The sequence below is a fragment of the Nocardiopsis sp. NPDC058631 genome (assembly GCF_042716955.1).
Lineage (GTDB): Bacteria > Actinomycetota > Actinomycetes > Streptosporangiales > Streptosporangiaceae > Nocardiopsis.
In genome coordinates this window covers 21,482-41,217 of record NZ_JBHXQY010000037.1, presented here as the reverse complement: position 1 = coordinate 41,217, position 19,736 = coordinate 21,482, and the positions used below count along the sequence as shown (strand labels likewise).

The following is a 19,736-nucleotide window of genomic DNA, read 5'->3' as shown; positions in this document are numbered from 1 at the left end:
AGGTGCTTTTCCCATGGGAGGAACGGCAGACGCGACAACGCGGGGCGCAACACCAGCGAACCCGGCCACACCGAGCCACACCGGCCACGGAGCCGCGTGGCACAGCAGGGAGGACACCGTGTCACCGAACGCCGCATCCGCCAACGAGCCCGTGCGCATCGCACCGTCGCCGGGCATCCCCGCCGAGATCGCCATTCCCGCGGTCCCCGAGGACCCCCGCATGTGGGTCCCACAGGCGCCGAACGTCTGGTTCCGGCCGCTGATGCTCAACACCGTGACGGGCCAGTGGTGCAACCTGCTCAAGGTCACCGCGTCCGGGATCGTCTCCCGGCACCGTCACCCCGGCGCCGTGTTCGGCTACGTCATCGAGGGCAAGTGGCACTACCACGAGCACCCGTGGGTGGCAGAGGCCGGCCACTTCGTGTACGAGCCGCCGGGGGAGATCCACACGCTCGCGGTCCCCGAGGACTGCGACCACATGGTCACGTTCTTCAACATCAGCGGGGCCATGGTCTACGTGGACGACGACGGCGTCCAGACCGGCTACGAGGACGTGTTCACCAAGATCGAGATGGCCCGGGCGCACTACGAGAGCGTCGGCCTGGGAAACATCGTCGACGACCTGATCCGCTGACCGCGCGGCAGGGTCCCCCGCCGGTACCCGGGGGCGGGGGCCCTGCCGCGCGGCTCCGCGCGTGCTCGGGGCTACAGGTTGATCATGTGCCCGGAGAGGCCGTGCACGGCCTCCTTGACGGCCTCGCTGAGCGTGGGGTGCGCGTGGATGTTGCGCGACACCTCGTGCACGGTCAGGTCCCACTGCTGGGCCAGGGTCAACTCGGGCAGCAGCTCGGTGACGTCCGGGCCCACCATGTGGGCGCCGATGATCTCCCCGTACTTGGCGTCGGAGAGCACCTTGACGAAGCCGCGGGTGTCGCCGAGCCCGTGCGACTTGCCGTTGGCCATGAACGGGAACTTGGCGACCCGGACGTCGTACCCGGCCTCCCGCGCCTCGTTCTCGGTGTAGCCGAAGCTGGCGATCTGCGGCTGGCAGTAGGTGGCCCGGGGGACGAACTTGTAGTCGATCTCCTGCGTCTCCGCGCCCGCGATCGTCTCCACGGCGACGATGCCCATCGCCTCGGCTACGTGGGCCAGGGCGAGCTTCGCGGTGACGTCGCCGATCGCGAAGATGTGCGGGACGTTGGTGCGCCCCCGGCCGTCGATGGCGATGGCGCCGCGGTCGGTGAGTTCCACCCCGGTCTTGTCGAGGCCGAAGCCCTCGACGTTGGGGGCGAAGCCGATGGCCTGGAGGAGCTTGTCGGCCTCCAGGGTCTGCTTCTTGTCGTCGGCGGTGGTGACGTGGACGCGGACGCCCTTGCCGGTGTCCTCGACCGACTCCACCCGGGTGGAGGTCATGACCTTGACGCCGAGCTTCTTGTAGGCGCGGGCGATCTCCTTGGAGACCTCCTCGTCCTCCGTGGGGACGATGCGGTCGAGGAACTCCACGATGGTGACGTCCACACCGTAGTTGGCCAGGACGTACGCGAACTCGACGCCGATGGCGCCCGCGCCCGCGATGACGATGCTCTTGGGCAGGTCCTCGTCGAGGATCTGCTCCTCGTAGGTGACGACCCGCTCGGACAGCTCCGTGCCGGGCAGCAGCTTGGTGGAGGAGCCCGACGCGATCACCGCGTGGTCGAAGGTGACGGTCTGGGTGGAGCCGTCGCCGTCGAGGACCTCGACCGTGCGGTCGTCGGTGAAGGTGCCGCGCCCCTCGATCTCGGTGATCTTGTTCTTCTTCATGAGGTAGTGGACGCCCTTGACGCGCCCGTCGGCCACCTCACGGCTGCGGCTGTGCGCCTTGCCGTAGTCGAACTCGACCTTGCCCTCGACCTTGATGCCGAAGAAGTCGGCCTCGTTGTTGAAGAGGTGGGCCAGTTCGGCGTTGCGAAGGAGCGCCTTGGAGGGGATGCAGCCCACGTTGAGGCACACGCCGCCCCAGTACTTCTCCTCGATGACAGCGGTCTTGAGGCCGAGCTGGGCAGCGCGGATCGCCGCCACGTAGCCGCCCGGACCAGCACCGAGGACCACCAGATCGAAGTGTCGTTGTCCCATGACGGGATCTCCTTGAGTGTGTTTGTGACGCACCCAGCGCAGACGGCTCGCCCGGGGTGTCCGATTGCCGAACGCCAGCCTAGTCGCGTATCACCACCGTGTGTGTGACCAGGTCTGGCCTGGTCGGGGCCCCGGGCGCCGTGGCTGGTCGAGGGCGTGCCCCCGGGGCCGGGCCGCCTTCAGGTGCGGGCTCCTGGAGCCCCGGCGTCGACCCCCGCAGCGTCGTCCGAGGAGGCACTGCCGCCGTTGGTCCCGGAGCTGTCCGGGCCGTCGGTGGGGGTGGGCTCTCCGGCCTGCTCCGCCTCGGCGGCCTTCCGGGCCTTGGCGGCCTCCTCGGCCTTGGCCCGGCGCATCTGCTTGACCACCGGGAGGAAGGCCATCACGAAGACGATCGCGAGCGTGACCCACAGGGCGTACCTGTCCACGGCCAGGACGATGTCGACCCCGGTCTGTCCCGCCGCGTAGCCGATCCCGGCGACCGTGGAGGTCAGGATCAGGGCGCCGAGGGCGTCCAGCAGAAGGAAGGTTCGCAGGCGCATGCCGGTCCAACCCGCGATGACGTACACGAAGAGGGCGGGTACGCCCGGAAGGTACGACAGCGGGACCGCGGCTCTGATGATCCAGGGGTTCATGTCCTCGGCCCTGTCCGCGAACCGCTGCGCCTTGTCGCCCTGCGCGATGAGGTTGACGAAACCCCGACCCCAGAGCCTGCCCACCCACCAGAAGAGCCAGTCGACCTTGATCTTGCCGACGACGCCCGCGACGATCACGAGCCACAGCGGGATCTCACCGATGCGGGCGAAGGCCGAGGCCGCGCCGACCGCCGCGTTGCTGCCCGTCACGAAGGCGAGCCCGACCGGGTGCTCGGCGATCAGGAAGGGCTTCAGCGGGGTCAACGCCATGAAGAACGCGGGGATCGCGACGACCGTGAACAACAGGGCCTTGTCCTGGCGGGTCGCCTTGCCCTTCCAGGGCTTCATGGCGCGCAGGGCCTCGCGGGCCTCCTCCTGCTTGCGCTCCTTCTCGATCTGCTCGGCGGTCCTGCCGTCGGCCGCGGCCCCCGCCGTCGTGTCGGGGTCGGAGTGGTCCGGGTTGTCGGAGGTGTCCTTCTGCGTCGTCGCCATGTACCAAGGATCGCCCAGCCGGTGGACCGCCGAAAGTCGTAGGAGTCACCGCGTCCGTGTGAGAGGTGCAACCGACCGGAGATGACAAGTGTCATGTGCGGGACCGGGTCTCGCAGAAGGGTCCGCGGCACCCATCCGGCGGGGACGGTGAAGCCCCGGCCAGGCCCCCTGGAACCGGCGACGGTCGCGGCGTGCCGATCGACGAGGTGGACGAACGGGCCGGTTCCCCGGCCTTGCGGGCTCAGCGCTCGGGCGGGGTGGGCCACTTCCAGCCGGGGGCCCATGACCAGCTGTCCGAGACGCCCGGGGGCATCGGCGGCAGCAGGTGCGCGCCCGGCGGCCGCTGTTCGGCGCGCTGCTCGGGCTCGGGCCGGACCTCGGGGTCGTCCTCGGCGGCGGGGGAGTGGGGCAGCGGTTCGTCCCCCCGCTGGTGGGGGTCGGGATGCGCCGAGGGCAGCGCGGGCACGGCGGGCGGCGGGGGGTCGGCACCCCACGGGTGCGCCTCGGGTCCGTCGTGCGCCCCGAAGGCGGACCCGTGTCCGGGCGCACCGTCGTACGGGGGTTCGTTGCGGAACCCGAAGCGGTCGCCCTCGCCGGGCTCGAAGCGGGCGGCGGACTCGTCGCGCAACCCCAGTTCGTCGCGGGCACCGGGCAGACCTCCGTGGTCGGGCGCGCCTGCGGGACCGGCTCCGTCCCGGTGGTCCCGCGGGCTCCTCCACGGAGTGGGAGCGCCGGACGGGGGCGGCGAGTCCCCGAACAACGGCGTCTCCTGAGCGTCCTCCGGCTCCGGGAAGGCCCCGCTGCCGTAGTCGTCACGGAACTCCGGCGGCACCCCCCACGGGTCCTCCAGCGACGGCGGCGCCGTCGGCACGGGCGGCTCCGCGCCGAACCCCGCACCAGCGCCGCCCCCGTCCCGGTCACCGAAACCGGCCGGGCGGCTGTCCTCGTCCCCGCTCCCGGGCCCGCCCGGGGCGAAGGGGTCCTCCTTCAGGCTCTCCGCGTCCAGGGCGGCGAACGCCGCCGACATCGGCCCGGAGTCCACCTCCGCGTAGTGCGCGGCCACCCCGAAGTGGCGCGGCGGCCTGCGGTGCGTGCCGGTGTCCTCGTTCTCGATCGGCGGAGCCAGCGGGTGGCGTACCGAACCTGCGGGGTGAAGCCGTGCCCACCAGGCCGCGGCCTCGTCATGGCGCAGCTCCTCCAGCACCTCCAGCGACCCGGGGACGTGCGGGTGCTTGCGCCCCGCCTTCCACGAGTGCGTGAGCGTCTGGGGCTCCAGCACCAGCACGCGTTCGCCGTCGACCACCGGGATGTCGCCGGGGCGGGCCTCGTTGCCGACCCATTCACCGTTGCCGCCGACCAGGTCCCATTCGCCGCGCACCACGTCCGCGAGCGGGTCGGCGGGGGCGTTCAGGCACGCGGAGGTCCAGCGCGGGTCGGGCCGGGTGCCCGGGACGAGGCGGCCCTCCTTGCCGATGAGCGCGTCCGCGAGAAGGGTGTGGAGCTGGAAGTTGTCGCTGATGCCGTCGAAGCGCACCCGGAAACCCCGCCACGAGGCGCGGTCGAGGACCAGGGCGGTGTCGGCCTCGGCCATCCGCAGGAGTTCGCTCACCTCGACGAACTCGCTGAGCTGCGTGGAGAGGGCGTGGGTGATCTGGCTGAGCCCGTCCAGCGCGCTGGAGTCGGCGCGCACGGCGGCGCGCACGGCGGGGTCGCCGAGCATGGCCTTGGCGGCCAGGCCGTAGCGGAGGGAGGTCCACCAGCCGATGGTGGCCAGGGGGGCGTTGTCGCCGAGTACCTCCTCGACGCGCTGCTCTTCCGGCCCGGACACCTCGGTGGGCGAGGGGAGGGGACCGCCGCCGGTCTTGTCCCAGGCGTGCATGAAGGCGACTGCGGCCTGACCGTAACTTCCGAGCTGTCTCAGTACCTCCAGCCCCACCTCTCCCGCCGGAGCACCCGACTCGACCAGGGCTCCGGCCAGGACGGAGAGGTCGGCGGCGATGCCCGCGACCCGTTCGGAGTCGCCGAGGACGGGGGCGAGTGCCTCCATCGCGATCGCGAGTTCTTCCGAGGGCACCTGTGAGGACAGCCTGAACACGTCGTGCACGGCTGCGGGGAACCCGGGTGCCTGGCTGGCGGCGGTGTCGAGCACCCGTTGGAACGCGGCGCGGAACTCATCAGTCACCCGTGAATCCTTCCATACCCGCACGTTGTATCCGTGGTCGCCTACGTGCGTAGATAACGGGCACCGTTGCCTGCTCCCGCGGGTCTGCGGGCATGCGGCGCGGGAAAGGCGGGGAACGGAGGCGCGGTCGGGGCCGAGGGTCCGTTCGGAGGTCGTACGGGGGGTATTCGGAACGGACTCGTGGGCGCGCCTCCTGCGCTTTTTGCGCCTTCCGGGCCACCTGCGTCCTTGCGCGCCGCCGGGACCCGCACTCTTCCGTCTCCCCGCGGCCCCGGGGCGCCCACGTCCCCGGACACGGCTCCGCGCCGTGGTCAGGCCTGTGGGGCGAACCGGACGTCGTGCCCGCCCCGGTCCGAGGCGAGGAACCGCAGCATCCGCAGCCCCTCCACCTCCACCTGTTCGCGGTCCGCACCGCTGATCTCCGCGAACGGGACGACCTCGACAACCGCGTCCCGGGTGGTCCGGACCACCTTCCAGGAGGCGCGCACCTCCCCGTCGACCAGCACGGTCGCGGGCGGCATCCCGTTGCGGGAAGCGAGCCTCTTGAGGTCGTCGTCCGAGATGACCCTGCTGCGGTCCGCGTGCCCGCGCAGCAGGTTGTCGAAGTCGTACAGCAGGCGCACCGGCGCGGCGGTCTCCTCCCCCGGGCGAGGGGCGTCGGGGAGGTCGAACAGCTCCCTGCCGTCCTCGCCGCGCAGCACCACGAGCCGGTCGCGCAGCCGGTCGAACACCTCGCCCAGCCGGGTCAGGCCGGACCACGCCTGCGCGTCCTTCACCCCGGCCGGGCCGAACGCGGCCAGGTAGCGCAGCACCATCCCCTCAGGGTCCGGCGAGGCGTCCATGGGCAACCCCGTCCAGGTGTCGGCGGGCGCGAGCGCGGCGGGGCCGGAGGCGCCCCACACCCCGCGTGGCGGGATCTGGAGCATGGGCCGGCGCGCCTTGACCACCTGCGCCAGGTGGGTCCCCTCGACCCCGGGCCACCGTTCGTTGAGCCGGGCACCGAGCTCTCGCAGGTCGAGCGGGGCTCGACTGAGGATCTCGTACCCGGCCGCCGCGATCTCGTCGGGGTCCAGGCCCCGGGTGGCCCGGCCGTGGGTGCTGTGCGCGATGACCTGGTCGATGGCCGGTTGGACGGTCGGCCGGAGGTACCGGCAGTCCTCGGGGGTGACCAGGTGGAGGGTGCCGCGCATGAGGGTGACACGGACGAGAGCGCCCTCGGTGAGGAGCTGCCCGACCGTCTCGGGGGCCAGCCCTTCGACCCGGTTCTCCAGACCGGCGTACCACGTGTGGGTGGTCTGTGCCTGGAGCCCGGCGAGGCGGGTGACGACCTCGGTGACCGGAAGGTCCTCGCGCCGTAGGAGGAGCTGGCGGGCCAGGGTGGCGCGGTTGAGTGCCCGCCTGGTGAGGACGGTGTCGGTGGTGGCCATCGCTCGGTCCCTCCGGTGTCCGATATGTGGTCGAACACTACAATCCGCCTCGGACACACCGGTCGGGGAGGCGTACCGGGCGGGGTGGCGGACGCAGGCGCTCGACCCCGACATCTGGACGCACTTCGTGACCAGGGTGGACGACGAGGCGGGTTTCTCGGTGCTGCGGGCGGAGTGGCCGGACGTGCGGGCCCGCCTGGAGGAGGGCCCGCGCACCCGGCCGCCGCGCCGGCCGTGATGTCCGTGCCGGTGCGGTGATCGGAAGGGTCCGCAGCCCCGCCCGACCTGCCGTGACGCTTGCACCGACAGCGAGTTCGGGCGCCCGAACTCGCTGCCGGTACGAGATCATCGAGGGCGGAGACCCTCAGGCCACACCGGCGACCTGGCCGTGCTGTCCGGGAACGTACCCGCCTCCCGCCTGCCGGAAGGGGACGCCCATCCGGTTGAACGCGTTGATGAGGGCGATCTGCGCCACGAGGGCGGTGAGCTGCTCGTCGTCGTAGTACCTCCCGCAGGCGAGTTCCGTCATGGGTGATGACGGGCCAGGCGTGGCCGACGTAACCGGCCGAGGGAGAACCCGTGAACCTCGCCCCGGGGATCATCGCCGGTCTGCCGGCCGCTGTCTCCCCCTGGCGGTAACACGCACCCGGTTCGGTCCATGGCGCGGAGGGCCTCGGCCGTGAGGAGGGTCGGGCGCAGGAGGCGGCCCGCACCGTTCTCCTCCTCGACGCACGCGGCTCCACCGTGACCGGCGAGGTCCGGGAACGGCTCTTCGAGCGGCCGGCCGGTTTCGCACGCACGCGGCCTTTCAGGATTGGTAGATCCGTCGGGTGTGTAAAAAGCGGACCGGTCATTCCGCGCTATAGGAAAAGGTTGAAAAAGGTGACCAATTTGGGCAAAAGTAACGAATTCTGCTGCCTTGGGGGGCTGTGCCATCCTTCTGGCCTGGGGAAACGCGCCTCCTGGAAAGGCGAATACACTACTTCTCGGTAATGCGTCTCTCCACTCCGACCGTGCCCTAATATGTGTTCTGATCACACAAATCAATCCATGTGAAGACCCCGCAGCGGTTAGTGCCGCCCGGGGTCGTGGCCGACAACCTTCAACCCTTCAAAGACAAGGAAATTGCCAGCATGCGCCATTATAGCGCCGCCTTCCTCAGCCTTGCCCTGGGCTCCGTGAAGGCCCTCTTCCGCGCACCCCGTGGTCGCCACGCCCGCCGACGCCACCGCTCGACCCGGGTGCGCCGCTACGCCCCGCTCCCCCAGGCCAGGACGCACGCTCTCGCGTCCTCCACCTCCGCGCCCGTCCCTGTCCCGGCGCCCCGCCTGGCCCCCGCCCCCGAACGGCTGCCCGCCGACGAACTCGCCCTGGTCAGGCCCTACTACGCCGCGCACGAGCGTGAACCCGACCGAGAGCGCGCACGCGGACTCGACCGCGTCCAGGCCGAGGCCACGGCCCGCCTGTGCGGCTGGTCCCACCGCGACCTGCCACCCTCCGGCGACCTCCTCGCCACCGAACCCGCACCGCAACCCGTGTCCGAACCCGTGTCCGTCGCACCTCCCGCCCGGGACGCGGTGTCCGCACCGCGCGCCCCGCATCCCGCCTGCGGTCCCGTTCGTAGCACACCGCACCTCCGGCTCCGCATCGCGACCGAAGCCGCTGACCCGAACCCGCCCCCGGGGCCGTGGACCCCCACGGACCCGCCACCCCTCGACAGCAAGGACACCCGTGCCCGGCGAAGAACACGAGATACCCCTGAAGCTCATCCGCAACGCCCCGGAAGTGGTGATCCCGCTCCTTCGGGACGCGGTCGGCTTCGACCCGCCCGAACACACGGAGGTGGTGCTGACCTCGGCGGAGTGCACCGACAGCGCACCTCGCCCCTACACGCCCGACGGCGCCGTCCTGCTGCGCGACGGCACCGAGAACGTCCTGGCCGTGGTCGTGGAGCGCCAGACCAAGTGGGACCCGGACAAGTTCTGGACCTGGCCGGTGTATCTGGCCACCGTCCGCGAACAGCTCCGGTGCCCGACCGTGCTGCTGGTGCTGTGCCCCACCGACGACGCGGCACGGGACTGCGCGGGCCTGATCCCCCTCGGCCACCCGGGCAACACCGTCACCCCCTCCGTGGTGGGTCCCTCCGAGATTCCGGTGGTCACCGATCCGGACCCCAGGCGAGGGACATGCCCGAACTCGCGGTGCTGTCGGCCAAGGCGCACGGCGACGACGACTTTCGCACCCTGGACGCGGCGATGGACGCCCTGAACGCCATATCCCCTGATCGCCGAGCGTTCTACTATGACTACGTACTGGCCGGGCGCTCCCACGCGGCCCGGAAATACCTGGAGGACCTGATGGCCGTGGACACCTGGGAATGGCAGAGCGACTTCGCCCGCAAGTACGTCGGCATCGGCCGCGAGGAAGGCCGCGCGGAGGAGGCGGCCCGCAACGTGGTCCTGATCCTCGACGCCCGGGGCCTCAAGGTCTCCGACGAGGTCCGCCGGCGGATCGGATCCTGCACCGACCTGGACGTCCTGGAGACATGGATCCGCCGTTCCGCGACCATCCAGAGCACCGAACAGCTCTTCGACTGACCACCCGGCCACGGATCGGCCGACTCTCCGTACACACGCGGCGGCCGTGGGCACGAGCCCACGGCCGCCCCGGCTCCCGAACGCTCCGCACGGCCGGGAACCGCCCGGTTACCATGGCGCATGGCCAGCGAAACTCCTGCCGCGGCTCGGGCCCGCCGCGACCAGCTCCGCGACTTCCTACGTACCCGCAGGGCCAGACTCACCCCCGAGGACGTCGGCATGGCGGCCGGGGGCCGGCGCCGGACACCCGGGCTCAGACGCGAGGAGGTCGCCGTCCTCGCCGGGGTCGGCGTCTCCTGGTACACCTGGCTCGAACAGGGGCGCGACATCAACGTCTCCGCCGAGGTGCTCGACGCGATCAGCAGGGCCCTGCACCTGAACGGTCCCGAGCGCATCCACCTGTACACACTCGCCGGGGTCAACCCGCCGCGGGACGGCGGGCCCGAAGCCACCTCCGTGCCCCCCGAACTGCGCAACCTGATCGAGGCGTGGATGCCGCGCCCCGCGATGCTGCGGGACCGGTACTGGAACCTGCTCGTCCTCAACGGCACGGCGCGCACCGTGTTCGGCTACGGCGGGACCGACCACAACTGCCTCGTCACCTTCTTCACCAACGCCCGGTACCGCGCCATGCACGTCCACTGGGCGTCGGCGGCCCCGGATGTCGTCGCCGCCTTCCGCGCCGACGCGGCCCGCTTCCCCGACGACCCCGAGTTCGTCCGGATCGTGGACGATCTCAGCACCGTCAGCTCCGACTTCGCCGAGCTGTGGGCACGCCACGACGTCGGTGACCACGTCCAGACGGTGAAGGCGGTGCTGCACCCCGAAGCCGGTGACCTGGTCTTCGACAAGACGACACTGACGGTGGCCGACCGCCCGGACTGGACCCTGGAGCTGTACAACCCGCGCCCGGGCACCGGGACCGGCGAGCGGCTCGCCCAGCTGGCCCTGGCCCCGGCGGCGACCCCGGCCTGACCTCACGGCCCCTTGCCGTCCGGCCCCCGACCGGCCGGGCCGACCGGTCAGGCGGCCCGACCCACCGCCGAGCCTGGTGGTGCCACACCCTGGATCAACGAGCCCTGTTCGTCCCCGAGGCCCGGTGGGACGCTCGAACCATGACCAACCACACGGCACGATTCGACGGTAGGACCGCGCTCATCACCGGCGGCACGAGCGGCATGGGCCTGGCCGCCGCCCGCAGGTTCCTGGACGAGGGCGCGCGGGTGGTGATCACCGGGCGCGACCAGGGCCGCCTCGACGCCGCGGTCAAGGGCCTCGACGGAGGGGACCGCGTGCTCGCGGTGCGCGGCGACGCGGCCGACCTCGACGACCTCGACGTGTTGGCCGCCCGCATCAAGGAGCGGTTCGGGCGGCTGGACGTGGTCTTCGCCAACGCGGGCGTCGCGTCCTTCCAACCGATCGGCGACGTTACCGAGGCCGAGTTCGACCGGCTCACGGAGATCAACGTCAAGGGCGTGTTCTTCACCGTCCAGAAGACCCTCCCCCTGCTGGTCGGCCACGGGGCGATCGTCATCAACGCATCGTGGACCCTGCACCGGGGCATGTCCGGCGCCACCCTCTACGCGGCCACCAAGGCCGCGGTGCACAACCTCTCGCACACCCTCGCCGCCGAGCTGGGCCCCAGAGGCATCCGGGTCAACTCCGTGAGCCCCGGTTACATCGAGACCCCGATGTTCCACTCCGCCATCCCCGAGGAGGAGCACGAGGGCGTCGTGACCGCCGTTGCGGCGGGTCGCCTGGGCACCTCCGAGGACGTCGCGGGAGCGGTGGCCTTCCTCGCCTCCGACGAGGCGGCCTACGTCAACGGCCAGGACCTGATCATCGACGGAGGCCTCGTCGCCGCCATCCCCGAGCAGATCGTGTAGTCGCGGTCCGACTGCGGGGCGGTCCACCCAGGGGCCGCCCCGCCGACTCAGACGGCGGTACCACCGCCGAAGTGCGGTTCCTGCCGTGCGAGCATCGCCGCGGTGTCGTCGAGGTGGGGGAACGGCCCCTCCGGGACCTCCGTGCCGAGGAACGCGCACAGCCGCTCCCACCCCTCCCCGGTACACCAGCAGCCGCTCGTCCGGGACCTCGGCGCGCACCTGTACGTTCCCATCCCCGCGGCCGGTTCCGAGGAGGTGGCGGGCCGAGTGGGTCCCGCCGCACGCCCCCTGTCGCCCCACAGACGGGGCGGTCGCCGTCAGTTCTCGGGCCAGAACGCGGGCTGCGCCTTGAAGGACGCGTCGGCCCTGATCGAGTACGCCAGCGACCCCAGGAGCCTTCGGGCACGCGAGAGCGGGTGGTCCGGGAAGTGGGGGTCCCACGCCGGGTCGTCGGCGTGGTTGCGCGGGTGCCCGCCCGTGACTCCGTGGGCGTAGGGGTGCTGCGCCCAGGCCGCCATCGCCTCGTCCGGAGAAGCGGCCCCGCCCCTGTACTGCTGGAGGAAACGCGGCAGCACAGACGCCTCACGCACACCCGTGGGCTGCCCCTCCAAGCACTGGACCCTCACGACGACACTGCGGTTCGCCCTCGGGATCGTGTAGGTCCCGAGGTAGGCCAGGCCTCGCTCCCGGTGCGGGTTGTCGCCCTTGACCATCTGCCGGATGACGGGCATCCCGTCCAGCCCGATCACGTCGGGGTCCACCAGGCCCATCCCGGCCGGGCTCCGCGTGGCACCAGGGGTGGCGGGTCGGCCCCCGCCCCAGGAGAGGCCGACCCGCCGGACCGCACCCCGAACGCCCTCCGGGGGCCGGCGCACCACGGTTGAGGTGGTCGCCCGGCTGCCCCTCCGGTGGCGCGGTCCCGTCCGTCGGGCCAGGCGCTCGTCGACGCGCCGACCTCGCTGCTGAACCAGGCACACCTGCCCTGCGGCCCGTCGTGGCCGACTAGGGTGTTTCCTCTTCTGGCGGCCGGAACCCTCGTGCCCCCGCATTTCCAGACCTGGCCGGCCAGGTTCTTTCCCGCCGGGTGGAGCCGGGTCCGTCGCCGGCGAGGAGGGTGCGCAACGAGGTCGGGGTGTGCCCCACGTGCTCCCGGACGGTCCGGCACAGGTGCGCCTGGTCCGCGAACCCCAGGTCGGCGGCGAGAACCGCCAGGCTCTCCTCCCCTCCCTCCAACCTGTCCAGCGCGCGGCCGACGCGGACGCGGTTCCGGTACCGGGTCAGTGACACACCCGTCTCACGCGTGAAGGCCCGGCTGAGCCGGTACGGCGAGACGCCGAGGAGCCCGGCCAGCGGGATCAGCGCGGCGGATGCCCGATGGCCTTCCCCGATGGCCTCGCGCGCCCCGGCGACGAGCGCACGGTCCCGGGCAGGGGAGGGGTGCGCCGGAGGTGCCGCGACCACCTGCTCGACCACGCCCCGGAGCAGGAGGACCAGCTCCTCGGCCACGGCGTAGCCGACGTCGGGCGCGGCGGCGAGGGTGCGGCGGTGCGCCAGGTCGATCCGCGCGTCGACGTAGACGGCGGACCTGGTGACCCGGCCCGGCTCCCCGTCCGTCATGCTCTGCCACAGCCCCGGGGAGAAGACGATCGACGTGCACGCGTCCCCGCCGTCCGGATGGGCGAAACGCTCCTCCGCGCCGGGCTCCGCGAGGTAAGCCAGGGTCGGGTCGACGTCGACGGACTCCCCGCCGTGGCTGCGCCGGAACCGGCCCCGACGTACCAGCACCATGCCGTGGTGGTCCCGTACCTCTGGATCCGACCAACGCCTGTGGTCGTTCCTGCAGGTCACCGAGGCGACAGAGAAGTCTTCGCCGGAGGCGACCCCGATGGTCTCGATCATGGCGGCCCACGCTAGCGCCGACCACCGACACGGGGCCGCACCACGATCCGCCGCAAGGATCTTCAAGACGGGGCGGGCGATCGCGGCCAGGCTGGTCCCGACGCCCCCACGAAGGAGAGATCGGTATGCCAAGGAAAGCCGCGCAGAGCGCGACCGTCCTCGACTGCGCAGAGCCTGTCGCACTCGCGGAGTTCCACCGGAGCTTCGCCGACTGGGACACCGGAGGTGACGGGAGAGTCGTCACGCCGGGCGACGGCGGGCTCGGCCCGCCTCGGGTTCCAGCCCGGAAAGGGCGAGTGGACCGTGCTCGCCGACCCCGAGGGGCACGTGTTGTGTGTGGTGGCCCTCGGATGACGCCGCTCCGCGCTCAGGAACGAACAGGGAGGGTGAGGGTCTGATGGCGTACGTGCGCACACAGGTGACCATCGACGCCGGCGCCGAGGAGGTGTGGTCGGTCGTCTCCGACTTCGCCTCGGGGCCGGTCCGCATGGCACCGGGTTTCGTCACGAGTTCCCGTGCCGAGGGCGGGGACGTACGGGAGGTCGTCTTCGCCGACGGCACGGTGGTCCGCGAGAGGTTGGTCTCCTCGGACGGGGAGTCGCGCCGGATCGCCTACGCCGTTGTGGGCGGGGTCGACGGGCTCGCCCACGACAACGCGTCGATGACGGTGGTCCCGGAGGGGGAGGACGGCTGTCGCCTCGTCTGGAGCCGCGACGTGCTCCCCGACGGGCTGGCCCCTGTCATGGAGCGGAACATGGAGGAGGGGCTGCGGGTGATCGGGCGGGCCCTGGGCAGGAGCCGCACATGACCTGACGCGCCCCGGGCCGCCGACGCCGAACGGCGTTTCCGTCCCGGGCAGGCCGCCCCTGCCCGGGGCGGTCACCCGGACGCCGAGCGGAAGTCCCGGGGAGGCGCGCCGAGCACGCGCGAGAACATCGTCGCGAACGCCGCCGGGCTGGCGTACCCCAGGTCCGAGGCGACCCGCGCCACCGGTTCGCCCCGGGCCAGGAGCGGCAGGGCGTGCAGCACGCAGGCGCGCTGCCGCCACCGCGCGAACCCCATCCCCGTCCCTTCCAGGAACATCCGGTGCAGGGTGCGTTCGCTCACGTGCAAGCGCTCCGCCCAGCGGGCGGGCGGTTCGTGGACGCGCGGCATCGCGGCGAACCCCTCGCAGAGCGCCCGGAGTCCCGCGTGCCGGGGAAGCGGCAGGTCCAGCGGAAGCGGCACGAGCCCCCGGATCTCGTGCAGCAGCAGCGCCACGAGGGCCCCGTCGCGGCCGTGCGGGTCGTACCTCGGCGGCATGTCCACCGCAGCCAGGAGCAGCGCCCGCAGCAGCGGCGAGACGTCCACGACCTGGCATCTGCGGGGGAACCAGGGCACGGCGTCCGGCTCCGCGTACAGGCTCCGGGTACTGACGCCCGTCATGGTGACCCGGTGCTCGGTCCCGGCCGGGATGAGGACCGCGCGGTGGGGCGGAACCGTCCAGGAGCCGTCCGCCGTCTCGACCCGCATCACTCCGGTCGCCCCGTACAGGAACTGGACGCGGCGGTGCCGGTGCGCCTCCAGTACGTGGCCGGTCGGATAATCGGTGCCCAGGGCCAGGACCGGGCGTTCGATCCCGTCCACCTCGTCCACGTGGGTGTTCCGCACGCGCCGGAGTCTACCCGCGCTGTCCGTTCCGCGAAGGAACACGTCATTGCGTCGAATGCCGGACAGCGCCTCTCCCCCTAGCGTGGAGCGGGTGATCGACCACGTCCTCCCCCTCCTCGCGTTCGGCGTCCTGACCGGCCTGACGACCGTGCTGTTCGGTTTCGGCGGCGGTTTCGTGACCGTGCCGGTCGTCTACGCGTTCGCTCAGGCCCAGAGCGGCGCGGAGGGCGACCCCATGCACGTCGCCGTCGCCACGTCGACCGCGGTCATGGTCGTGAACTCCCTCGGCGCGACCGTCGCCCAGTACCGGGCGGGACGTCTGGCACGCGAGTACGTGTGGCCTCTGGCACTGTACGTGGGGCTGGGGGCGCTCATCGGCGCGGCCGGGGCCCTCGCCGTCGGCGACACCGTCCAGCGGTTCCTGTTCGCCGCGTACCTCGCCGTCACGATCGTGGACAGCGTGGTCCGCAAGGGCTTCCTCACCAGGGCGGCAGGGACGGAGCCGCGTGGCCTGGGGCCGGTCACGGTCACCGCCGGAGGGGTCGGCATCGGTGCGGCGGCGAGCTGCCTGGGCGTGGGCGGCAGTGTGCTGACGGTGCCGCTCCTGCGCCGCCGGGGCCTGCCGATGGCGAACGCCACCGCGATGGCCAACCCGCTCAGCCTCCCGGTCGCCGTCGTCGGCACCGCCGTGTACGCCCTTGCGGGCGGCGCGGACGCGGCCGGCGGATCGGCGGGGCAGGTCGGCTACGTGGACGTGGTCGCGGCCGCCACCCTTCTGGCCGGGTCGCTGCCGACCATCGCCCTCGCCCGGCGGGTCGTGGGCCGCATCCCCGACCGCGTCCACGCGGTCGCCTACGTCGCGCTCCTGGGCGCGGCACTGCTCGCCGTGCTCCTCGTCTGACCTGCCCCGGCGGTGGCCGTCGCACATCGCTGTGCGAGAGATCGCCTGGACGGCCGCTCGCCGACCCGAAGACCTTCAAGAACACCCACTGGTCGGAACATGGCGAAGGGGTCCGACGACCTGTCGTCGGACCCCTTCACCGGGCGTTCGCGCCCTACATGCGGTCGAGCAGTTGGGCGCAGCGGATCAGGCCCAGGTGCGAGTACGCCTGCGGGTGGTTCCCGAGCGCCCGCTCGGTGACCGGGTCGAACTCCTCCGGGATCAGCCCGGTCGGTCCGGCGCAGTCCACCAGGTGCTTGAACAGCTCCTCGGCCTCCGCACGGCGCCCGGTCAACAGGTACGCCTCGATGAGCCACGTCGTGCACAGGTGGAAGCCGCCCTCGCCACCGGGAAGGCCGTCCTCACGGTGGTACCGGTACACGGTCGGGCCGCTGCGCAGCTCCGCCTCCACGGCCGTCACGGTCGCCTGGAACCGCTCGTCGGCCGGGTCGATCAGCCCCGACAGGCCGATGTGCAGTGACGCCGCGTCCAGGTCGGTGCCGTCGTAGGCGGTCGTGAAGGCCTGTGCCTCGTCGTTCCAGCCCTTCTCCAGCACTTCGGCCGCGATCTCGTCGCGCAGCTCGCGCCAGGACGGGTCCGCCTCGCGGCCGTACGCCCGCGCCAGGGTGACGGCGCGGTCCAGGGTCACCCAGCACATCACCTTGGAGTACACGCGCTGGCGGGGCTCGTCGCGCTCCTCCCAGATGCCGTGGTCCGGCTCGAACCAGCGCCGGGCCACCGCCTCGGCCATCGCGCGCACCAGGTTCCAGTCCTGGTCCGCGAGGGTGCCGCGCACCGACGACAGACGTGCGATCAGCTCCACGACGGGGCCGAACACGTCCAGCTGCACCTGCCGGTCGGCGAGGTTGCCGATCCGCACCGGACGCGAACCCGCGTAGCCGGACAGCGACTCGATGACCTCCTCCGGCCCCAGGGCGGTGCCGCGCAGCGAGTACAGGGGGGCGAGCAGTTCGGGGCTCGGCAGGGAGTCCACGACCCCGTGCACCCAGTCGAGGAAGCCCTCCGCCTCGGCGGTCGACCCCAGGGACACCAGCGCCTGCACGGTCAGCGCGCCGTCGCGCAGCCAGCAGTACCGGTAGTCCCAGTTGCGGACGCCGCCGATCTCCTCCGGCAGCGACGTGGTGGCCGCGGCCATCACACCGCCGGACGGTGTGCACAGGCCGCGCAGCGTCAGGGCGGAACGCGCCGACAGCTGTTGGGCGGTCTCGGGAAGGGTGAGGCCGTCGAGCCAGGACGACCAGTGCTCGCCGGACGTGCGCTGGCGCTCGGACTCGGGCAGCGCGGACGGGGCGAGGGAGTCGGTGCCGCAGCGCAGCTCCAACACCACCGGCTGCTCCGAGCGGGGGTGCACGACCGCTCGGGCGACGTCGCCCGCCCCGTCGTGGTCGATCTCCCACTCGACCCCGGGCGAGTACAGCACCATCGGGAAGTCGGCGCCCTCCACGAGGAGGCCGTTCTCCCGGACGGTCATGCTCACGGGGCCCCGGCCGAAGTCGGGGCGGGGCGCGAACTCCACGGTCGCCGGGGTGACGCCGCTGATCACCCGGACCAGGTCGGTGCGGCCCCGCGGGGTGCCGTGCGCGAGGTAGTCGGTGACGTCCATCCGCGACCAGCGGGTGCGCACGGTCATGGTGCCGGGCAGGTAGCGCTGGCCGAGCGGTCGCCCGCCGTGGGCGGGCGCGATGGCGAACACTCCCGCCGAACGGCCGCCCAGGACCTCGGCGAACAGGGCGTTGGAGTCGGGCTCGGGGTGGCAGAACCACAGCAGGCGCGCGTCCGGGCCGATCAGGGCGACGGAGCCCTGGTCGGAGAGCATCGACATGCGCTCGATGGGGGTGGGCCGCTCGCCGAACACCCAGGAGCGGCGTTCGGTTGCGAGCGCCGACAGCAGGGTCGCGGCGGCCGGGGTGTCGGCCACCCGGTGGGAGGCCACGGTGGGCTCCGCGCCGACCCGTACGCCCGCGTCGGCGCCGGTCAGCTGCACGAAGACGGGCTCCTCGCCCTCACCGCCGCCGATGTAGAGGGTGGCGGTCGCCTCGACCTGTTCGCGGAGCAGTGCCAGGGCGGCGGCCTTGTCGGAGGGAGGGGCACCGGGGCCGGTCTCGATACTGTCGGGCTCGATGGTGAGGTCGGTGTCGAACTCGGTGCCGTAGGCACCCACCAGGCGGATCTCGGAGGGCAGCCGGGACAGGGCGGCCAGGTCGCGGAGGGGGCGGGCGGAGATGACCGCGCACACCGTTCCGGGCAGGTCGGCCAGGTCGCGCAGCGCGCGAACGGCCTCGGGGACGGGACGGCGCCTGGCCGCACCGGCGTCGTCGGCGGGGTCGAACGGGGCCAGCGCGCCGTCGTAGTCGCAGGCGACCAGCAGACGTGAGGTTCTGGCCAGGGCCGAGACGCGTTGCCGGACGTCCACGGACATGCCTTCGGGGACGGTGTCCTCCTCCGGCGTCTCCGGGGTCGTCTCGACCGCCTGGGTGAGCGTCACGCTGCCTCCTCCATTGGTCCACGATGACCTGGGGAAATGGGTGAAATGTAGGACTCTGCGAGCATGCTTCCGGTTCACACGGGACTGGTGTGATGAAGGTAGATCCGGGGCTTGTGGCGCGGGATGGGCTTCAGGGGTCTTTAGATAGATCTCAGGAACATTTAGCCTGCATGCGGGCAAACTGGTCGTGCCAGTTGCAAAGATCCGCCCCTTAGGAAGTCAACGCGAGACTACCCGCGCACCATGGGTCCCTGCACATCACATTTCAGTGGGGCAGGTCACAAATGTGTCACTCTGTCGCAGGAAGGGTCTTGCGACTCTTCCGGGCGGGCCCCCGATGACCCGCCGTCCCGGAGGAATCCGCCACGGGCGACCCCCTCACCTGGTCCGCCGGCGTGGACGAGGTGCCATGAAACACGTTGCGGGACCTCGCCCGGGCCCGCGGCAGGGGTCCCCGGGCCGCCGGCCGCCGCGTGCGGGGACCCGGAACACACGTCGGGCCCGCCGCACATGCGGCGGGCCCGGCTGACGGATCGGGGGGTCAGTCGGTCTTCTCGGGCTTGCGCAGGTGGTGCACCCACGCGGGCGGAACGTTCGCGAACACCTTGTCGGAGCGGATGCCGTACTGGTCGATCCAGTCCTGGACCAGCCAGCTCGTACGCGCCTGGCGGAGATAGTCCTCGCGCCGGGCGATGACCGCCTTGACCTCCTTGGTGTAGAGGTAGCCGTAGAAGGAGAGGGTGCCCCCCGGTTCGAGGACCTCGAAGTAGTAGTCGAGGATCTCCCGGACCGCGTCCACGGTGAAGTTGGCGAAGGGCAGACCCGACACGATCACGTCGTACCGGCGCTCGGTCCCCATGTCGTTCACGAGCTTGGCGTGCACCGTCGCGGAGTCGGCGATCGGCGACATCACCGGGTCGCTCCTGAGCAGCTCCTCGACATGGGCGGCGAACTCGGGGTTGGACTCGACCAGGTCGACGGTGTCACCGGGGATCATCGCGGCCGCGATCCCCCGGCTGATCGCACCGGTTCCGGCACCCGCCTCCAGGATGCGCAAGGGCTTGTCGGGAACGGGTCGGTTGCGGACGTAGTCGGCCATCGCGTGCGCCAGCGCGGCACTGCTGGGGAGGATCGAACCGGTCGCGTGGAACGTCCGTAGTGCTTGGCTGAAGAACAGCCTGGTGTCACGCAGGCGCTCCTCCAGCCTGAGAGGGGAAAGGGGTCCGGCAGGGCTCTGGATCTCGGACATACCCGAACGCTAACGCCTCAGACCCGCCAGGGGGAGCCGACGCGACCGCCCTCCGATGAAACACCAGGTCAGAGGAGGGTGTGGAGAACCACACCGGAGGATCGGGAACCCGGACGCGTCCTCCGCCGTACCCGCACGCGCGACCGGACCGGACCGCGCCCGTC

General features: G+C 71.8%; 18 protein-coding genes. 7 read left to right on the top strand and 11 right to left on the bottom strand.

The window, feature by feature from the left end:
- The first annotated feature begins 118 nt into the window (after positions 1-118).
- On the top strand, positions 119-634 hold the full coding sequence (locus tag ACFWTE_RS14575; RefSeq protein ID WP_330156827.1) for a 2,4'-dihydroxyacetophenone dioxygenase family protein: 516 nt from the start codon (positions 119-121) through the stop codon (positions 632-634).
- Between the two features lie 71 nt (positions 635-705).
- Here the strand turns inward: ACFWTE_RS14575 and lpdA are convergent, their stop codons facing one another.
- The 5 genes from lpdA to ACFWTE_RS14550 form a co-directional block, all read right to left on the bottom strand.
- Positions 706-2,112 (bottom strand): dihydrolipoyl dehydrogenase, encoded by a 1,407-nt coding sequence (gene lpdA, locus ACFWTE_RS14570; protein ID WP_378779864.1) that lies wholly within the window; start codon positions 2,110-2,112, stop codon positions 706-708.
- Positions 2,113-2,291: 179 nt separating this feature from the next.
- A complete protein-coding gene (locus ACFWTE_RS14565; protein WP_378779863.1) occupies positions 2,292-3,236 on the bottom strand; it encodes a DedA family protein in 945 nt (314 codons plus the stop codon).
- A 241-nt stretch (positions 3,237-3,477) separates the two neighbouring features.
- On the bottom strand, positions 3,478-5,418 hold the full coding sequence (locus tag ACFWTE_RS14560; RefSeq protein ID WP_378779862.1) for a hypothetical protein: 1,941 nt from the start codon (positions 5,416-5,418) through the stop codon (positions 3,478-3,480).
- A gap of 311 nt (positions 5,419-5,729) precedes the next feature.
- Entirely contained in the window at positions 5,730-6,845 is a 1,116-nt protein-coding gene (locus ACFWTE_RS14555) for a winged helix DNA-binding domain-containing protein (RefSeq protein ID WP_378779861.1), read from the bottom strand.
- Between the two features lie 364 nt (positions 6,846-7,209).
- Positions 7,210-7,374 carry a hypothetical protein gene (locus ACFWTE_RS14550; protein WP_378779860.1) on the bottom strand — a complete coding sequence of 55 codons (165 nt, stop codon included), beginning with the start codon at positions 7,372-7,374 and terminating at the stop codon, positions 7,210-7,212.
- Between the two features lie 1,202 nt (positions 7,375-8,576).
- Between ACFWTE_RS14550 and ACFWTE_RS14545 the strand changes: the two genes are divergently transcribed.
- From ACFWTE_RS14545 to ACFWTE_RS14530, 4 genes are all read left to right on the top strand, one after another.
- The gene (locus ACFWTE_RS14545; RefSeq protein ID WP_378779859.1) at positions 8,577-9,113 is read left to right on the top strand and encodes a hypothetical protein; all 537 of its coding nucleotides are present in this window, start codon (positions 8,577-8,579) and stop codon (positions 9,111-9,113) included.
- Positions 9,032-9,442, top strand: coding sequence for a hypothetical protein (locus ACFWTE_RS14540; RefSeq protein ID WP_378779858.1), 411 nt, complete (start codon positions 9,032-9,034; stop codon positions 9,440-9,442). Before ACFWTE_RS14545 ends, ACFWTE_RS14540 begins: the two co-directional genes overlap by 82 nt.
- 120 nt (positions 9,443-9,562) lie before the next feature.
- Positions 9,563-10,417, top strand: coding sequence for a helix-turn-helix transcriptional regulator (locus ACFWTE_RS14535; RefSeq protein ID WP_378779857.1), 855 nt, complete (start codon positions 9,563-9,565; stop codon positions 10,415-10,417).
- Positions 10,418-10,557: 140 nt separating this feature from the next.
- The gene (locus tag ACFWTE_RS14530) at positions 10,558-11,328 is read left to right on the top strand and encodes a glucose 1-dehydrogenase (RefSeq protein WP_378779856.1); all 771 of its coding nucleotides are present in this window, start codon (positions 10,558-10,560) and stop codon (positions 11,326-11,328) included.
- Between the two features lie 47 nt (positions 11,329-11,375).
- On the opposite strand, the gene ACFWTE_RS14525 is transcribed toward ACFWTE_RS14530, so the two are convergent.
- From ACFWTE_RS14525 to ACFWTE_RS14515, 3 genes are all read right to left on the bottom strand, one after another.
- Positions 11,376-11,561 carry a sulfotransferase gene (locus tag ACFWTE_RS14525; protein ID WP_378779855.1) on the bottom strand — a complete coding sequence of 62 codons (186 nt, stop codon included), beginning with the start codon at positions 11,559-11,561 and terminating at the stop codon, positions 11,376-11,378.
- Positions 11,562-11,645: 84 nt separating this feature from the next.
- Positions 11,646-12,098, bottom strand: a complete 453-nt coding sequence (locus ACFWTE_RS14520) for a hypothetical protein (protein ID WP_378779854.1) — start codon at positions 12,096-12,098, stop codon at positions 11,646-11,648.
- A gap of 232 nt (positions 12,099-12,330) precedes the next feature.
- Positions 12,331-13,227 (bottom strand): helix-turn-helix transcriptional regulator, encoded by an 897-nt coding sequence (locus tag ACFWTE_RS14515; protein ID WP_378779852.1) that lies wholly within the window; start codon positions 13,225-13,227, stop codon positions 12,331-12,333.
- A gap of 397 nt (positions 13,228-13,624) precedes the next feature.
- Here ACFWTE_RS14515 and ACFWTE_RS14510 point away from each other — a divergent pair, with 397 nt between their 5' ends.
- Entirely contained in the window at positions 13,625-14,035 is a 411-nt protein-coding gene (locus tag ACFWTE_RS14510; RefSeq protein ID WP_378779851.1) for an SRPBCC family protein, read from the top strand.
- A 71-nt stretch (positions 14,036-14,106) separates the two neighbouring features.
- Here ACFWTE_RS14510 and ACFWTE_RS14505 read toward each other — a convergent pair whose 3' ends face one another.
- Complete coding sequence (locus ACFWTE_RS14505) at positions 14,107-14,877, bottom strand: AraC family transcriptional regulator (RefSeq protein ID WP_378779850.1); 771 nt, start codon at positions 14,875-14,877, stop codon at positions 14,107-14,109.
- 91 nt (positions 14,878-14,968) lie between these two features.
- Here ACFWTE_RS14505 and ACFWTE_RS14500 point away from each other — a divergent pair, with 91 nt between their 5' ends.
- Positions 14,969-15,778, top strand: coding sequence for a sulfite exporter TauE/SafE family protein (locus ACFWTE_RS14500; protein ID WP_378779849.1), 810 nt, complete (start codon positions 14,969-14,971; stop codon positions 15,776-15,778).
- Between the two features lie 154 nt (positions 15,779-15,932).
- Here ACFWTE_RS14500 and ACFWTE_RS14495 read toward each other — a convergent pair whose 3' ends face one another.
- Together ACFWTE_RS14495 and ACFWTE_RS14490 are read right to left on the bottom strand one after the other, a co-directional pair.
- Positions 15,933-18,323 (bottom strand): trehalase-like domain-containing protein, encoded by a 2,391-nt coding sequence (locus ACFWTE_RS14495; protein ID WP_378779848.1) that lies wholly within the window; start codon positions 18,321-18,323, stop codon positions 15,933-15,935.
- 541 nt (positions 18,324-18,864) lie between these two features.
- Positions 18,865-19,572 carry a class I SAM-dependent methyltransferase gene (locus ACFWTE_RS14490; RefSeq protein WP_378779847.1) on the bottom strand — a complete coding sequence of 236 codons (708 nt, stop codon included), beginning with the start codon at positions 19,570-19,572 and terminating at the stop codon, positions 18,865-18,867.
- Positions 19,573-19,736: the final 164 nt, after the last annotated feature.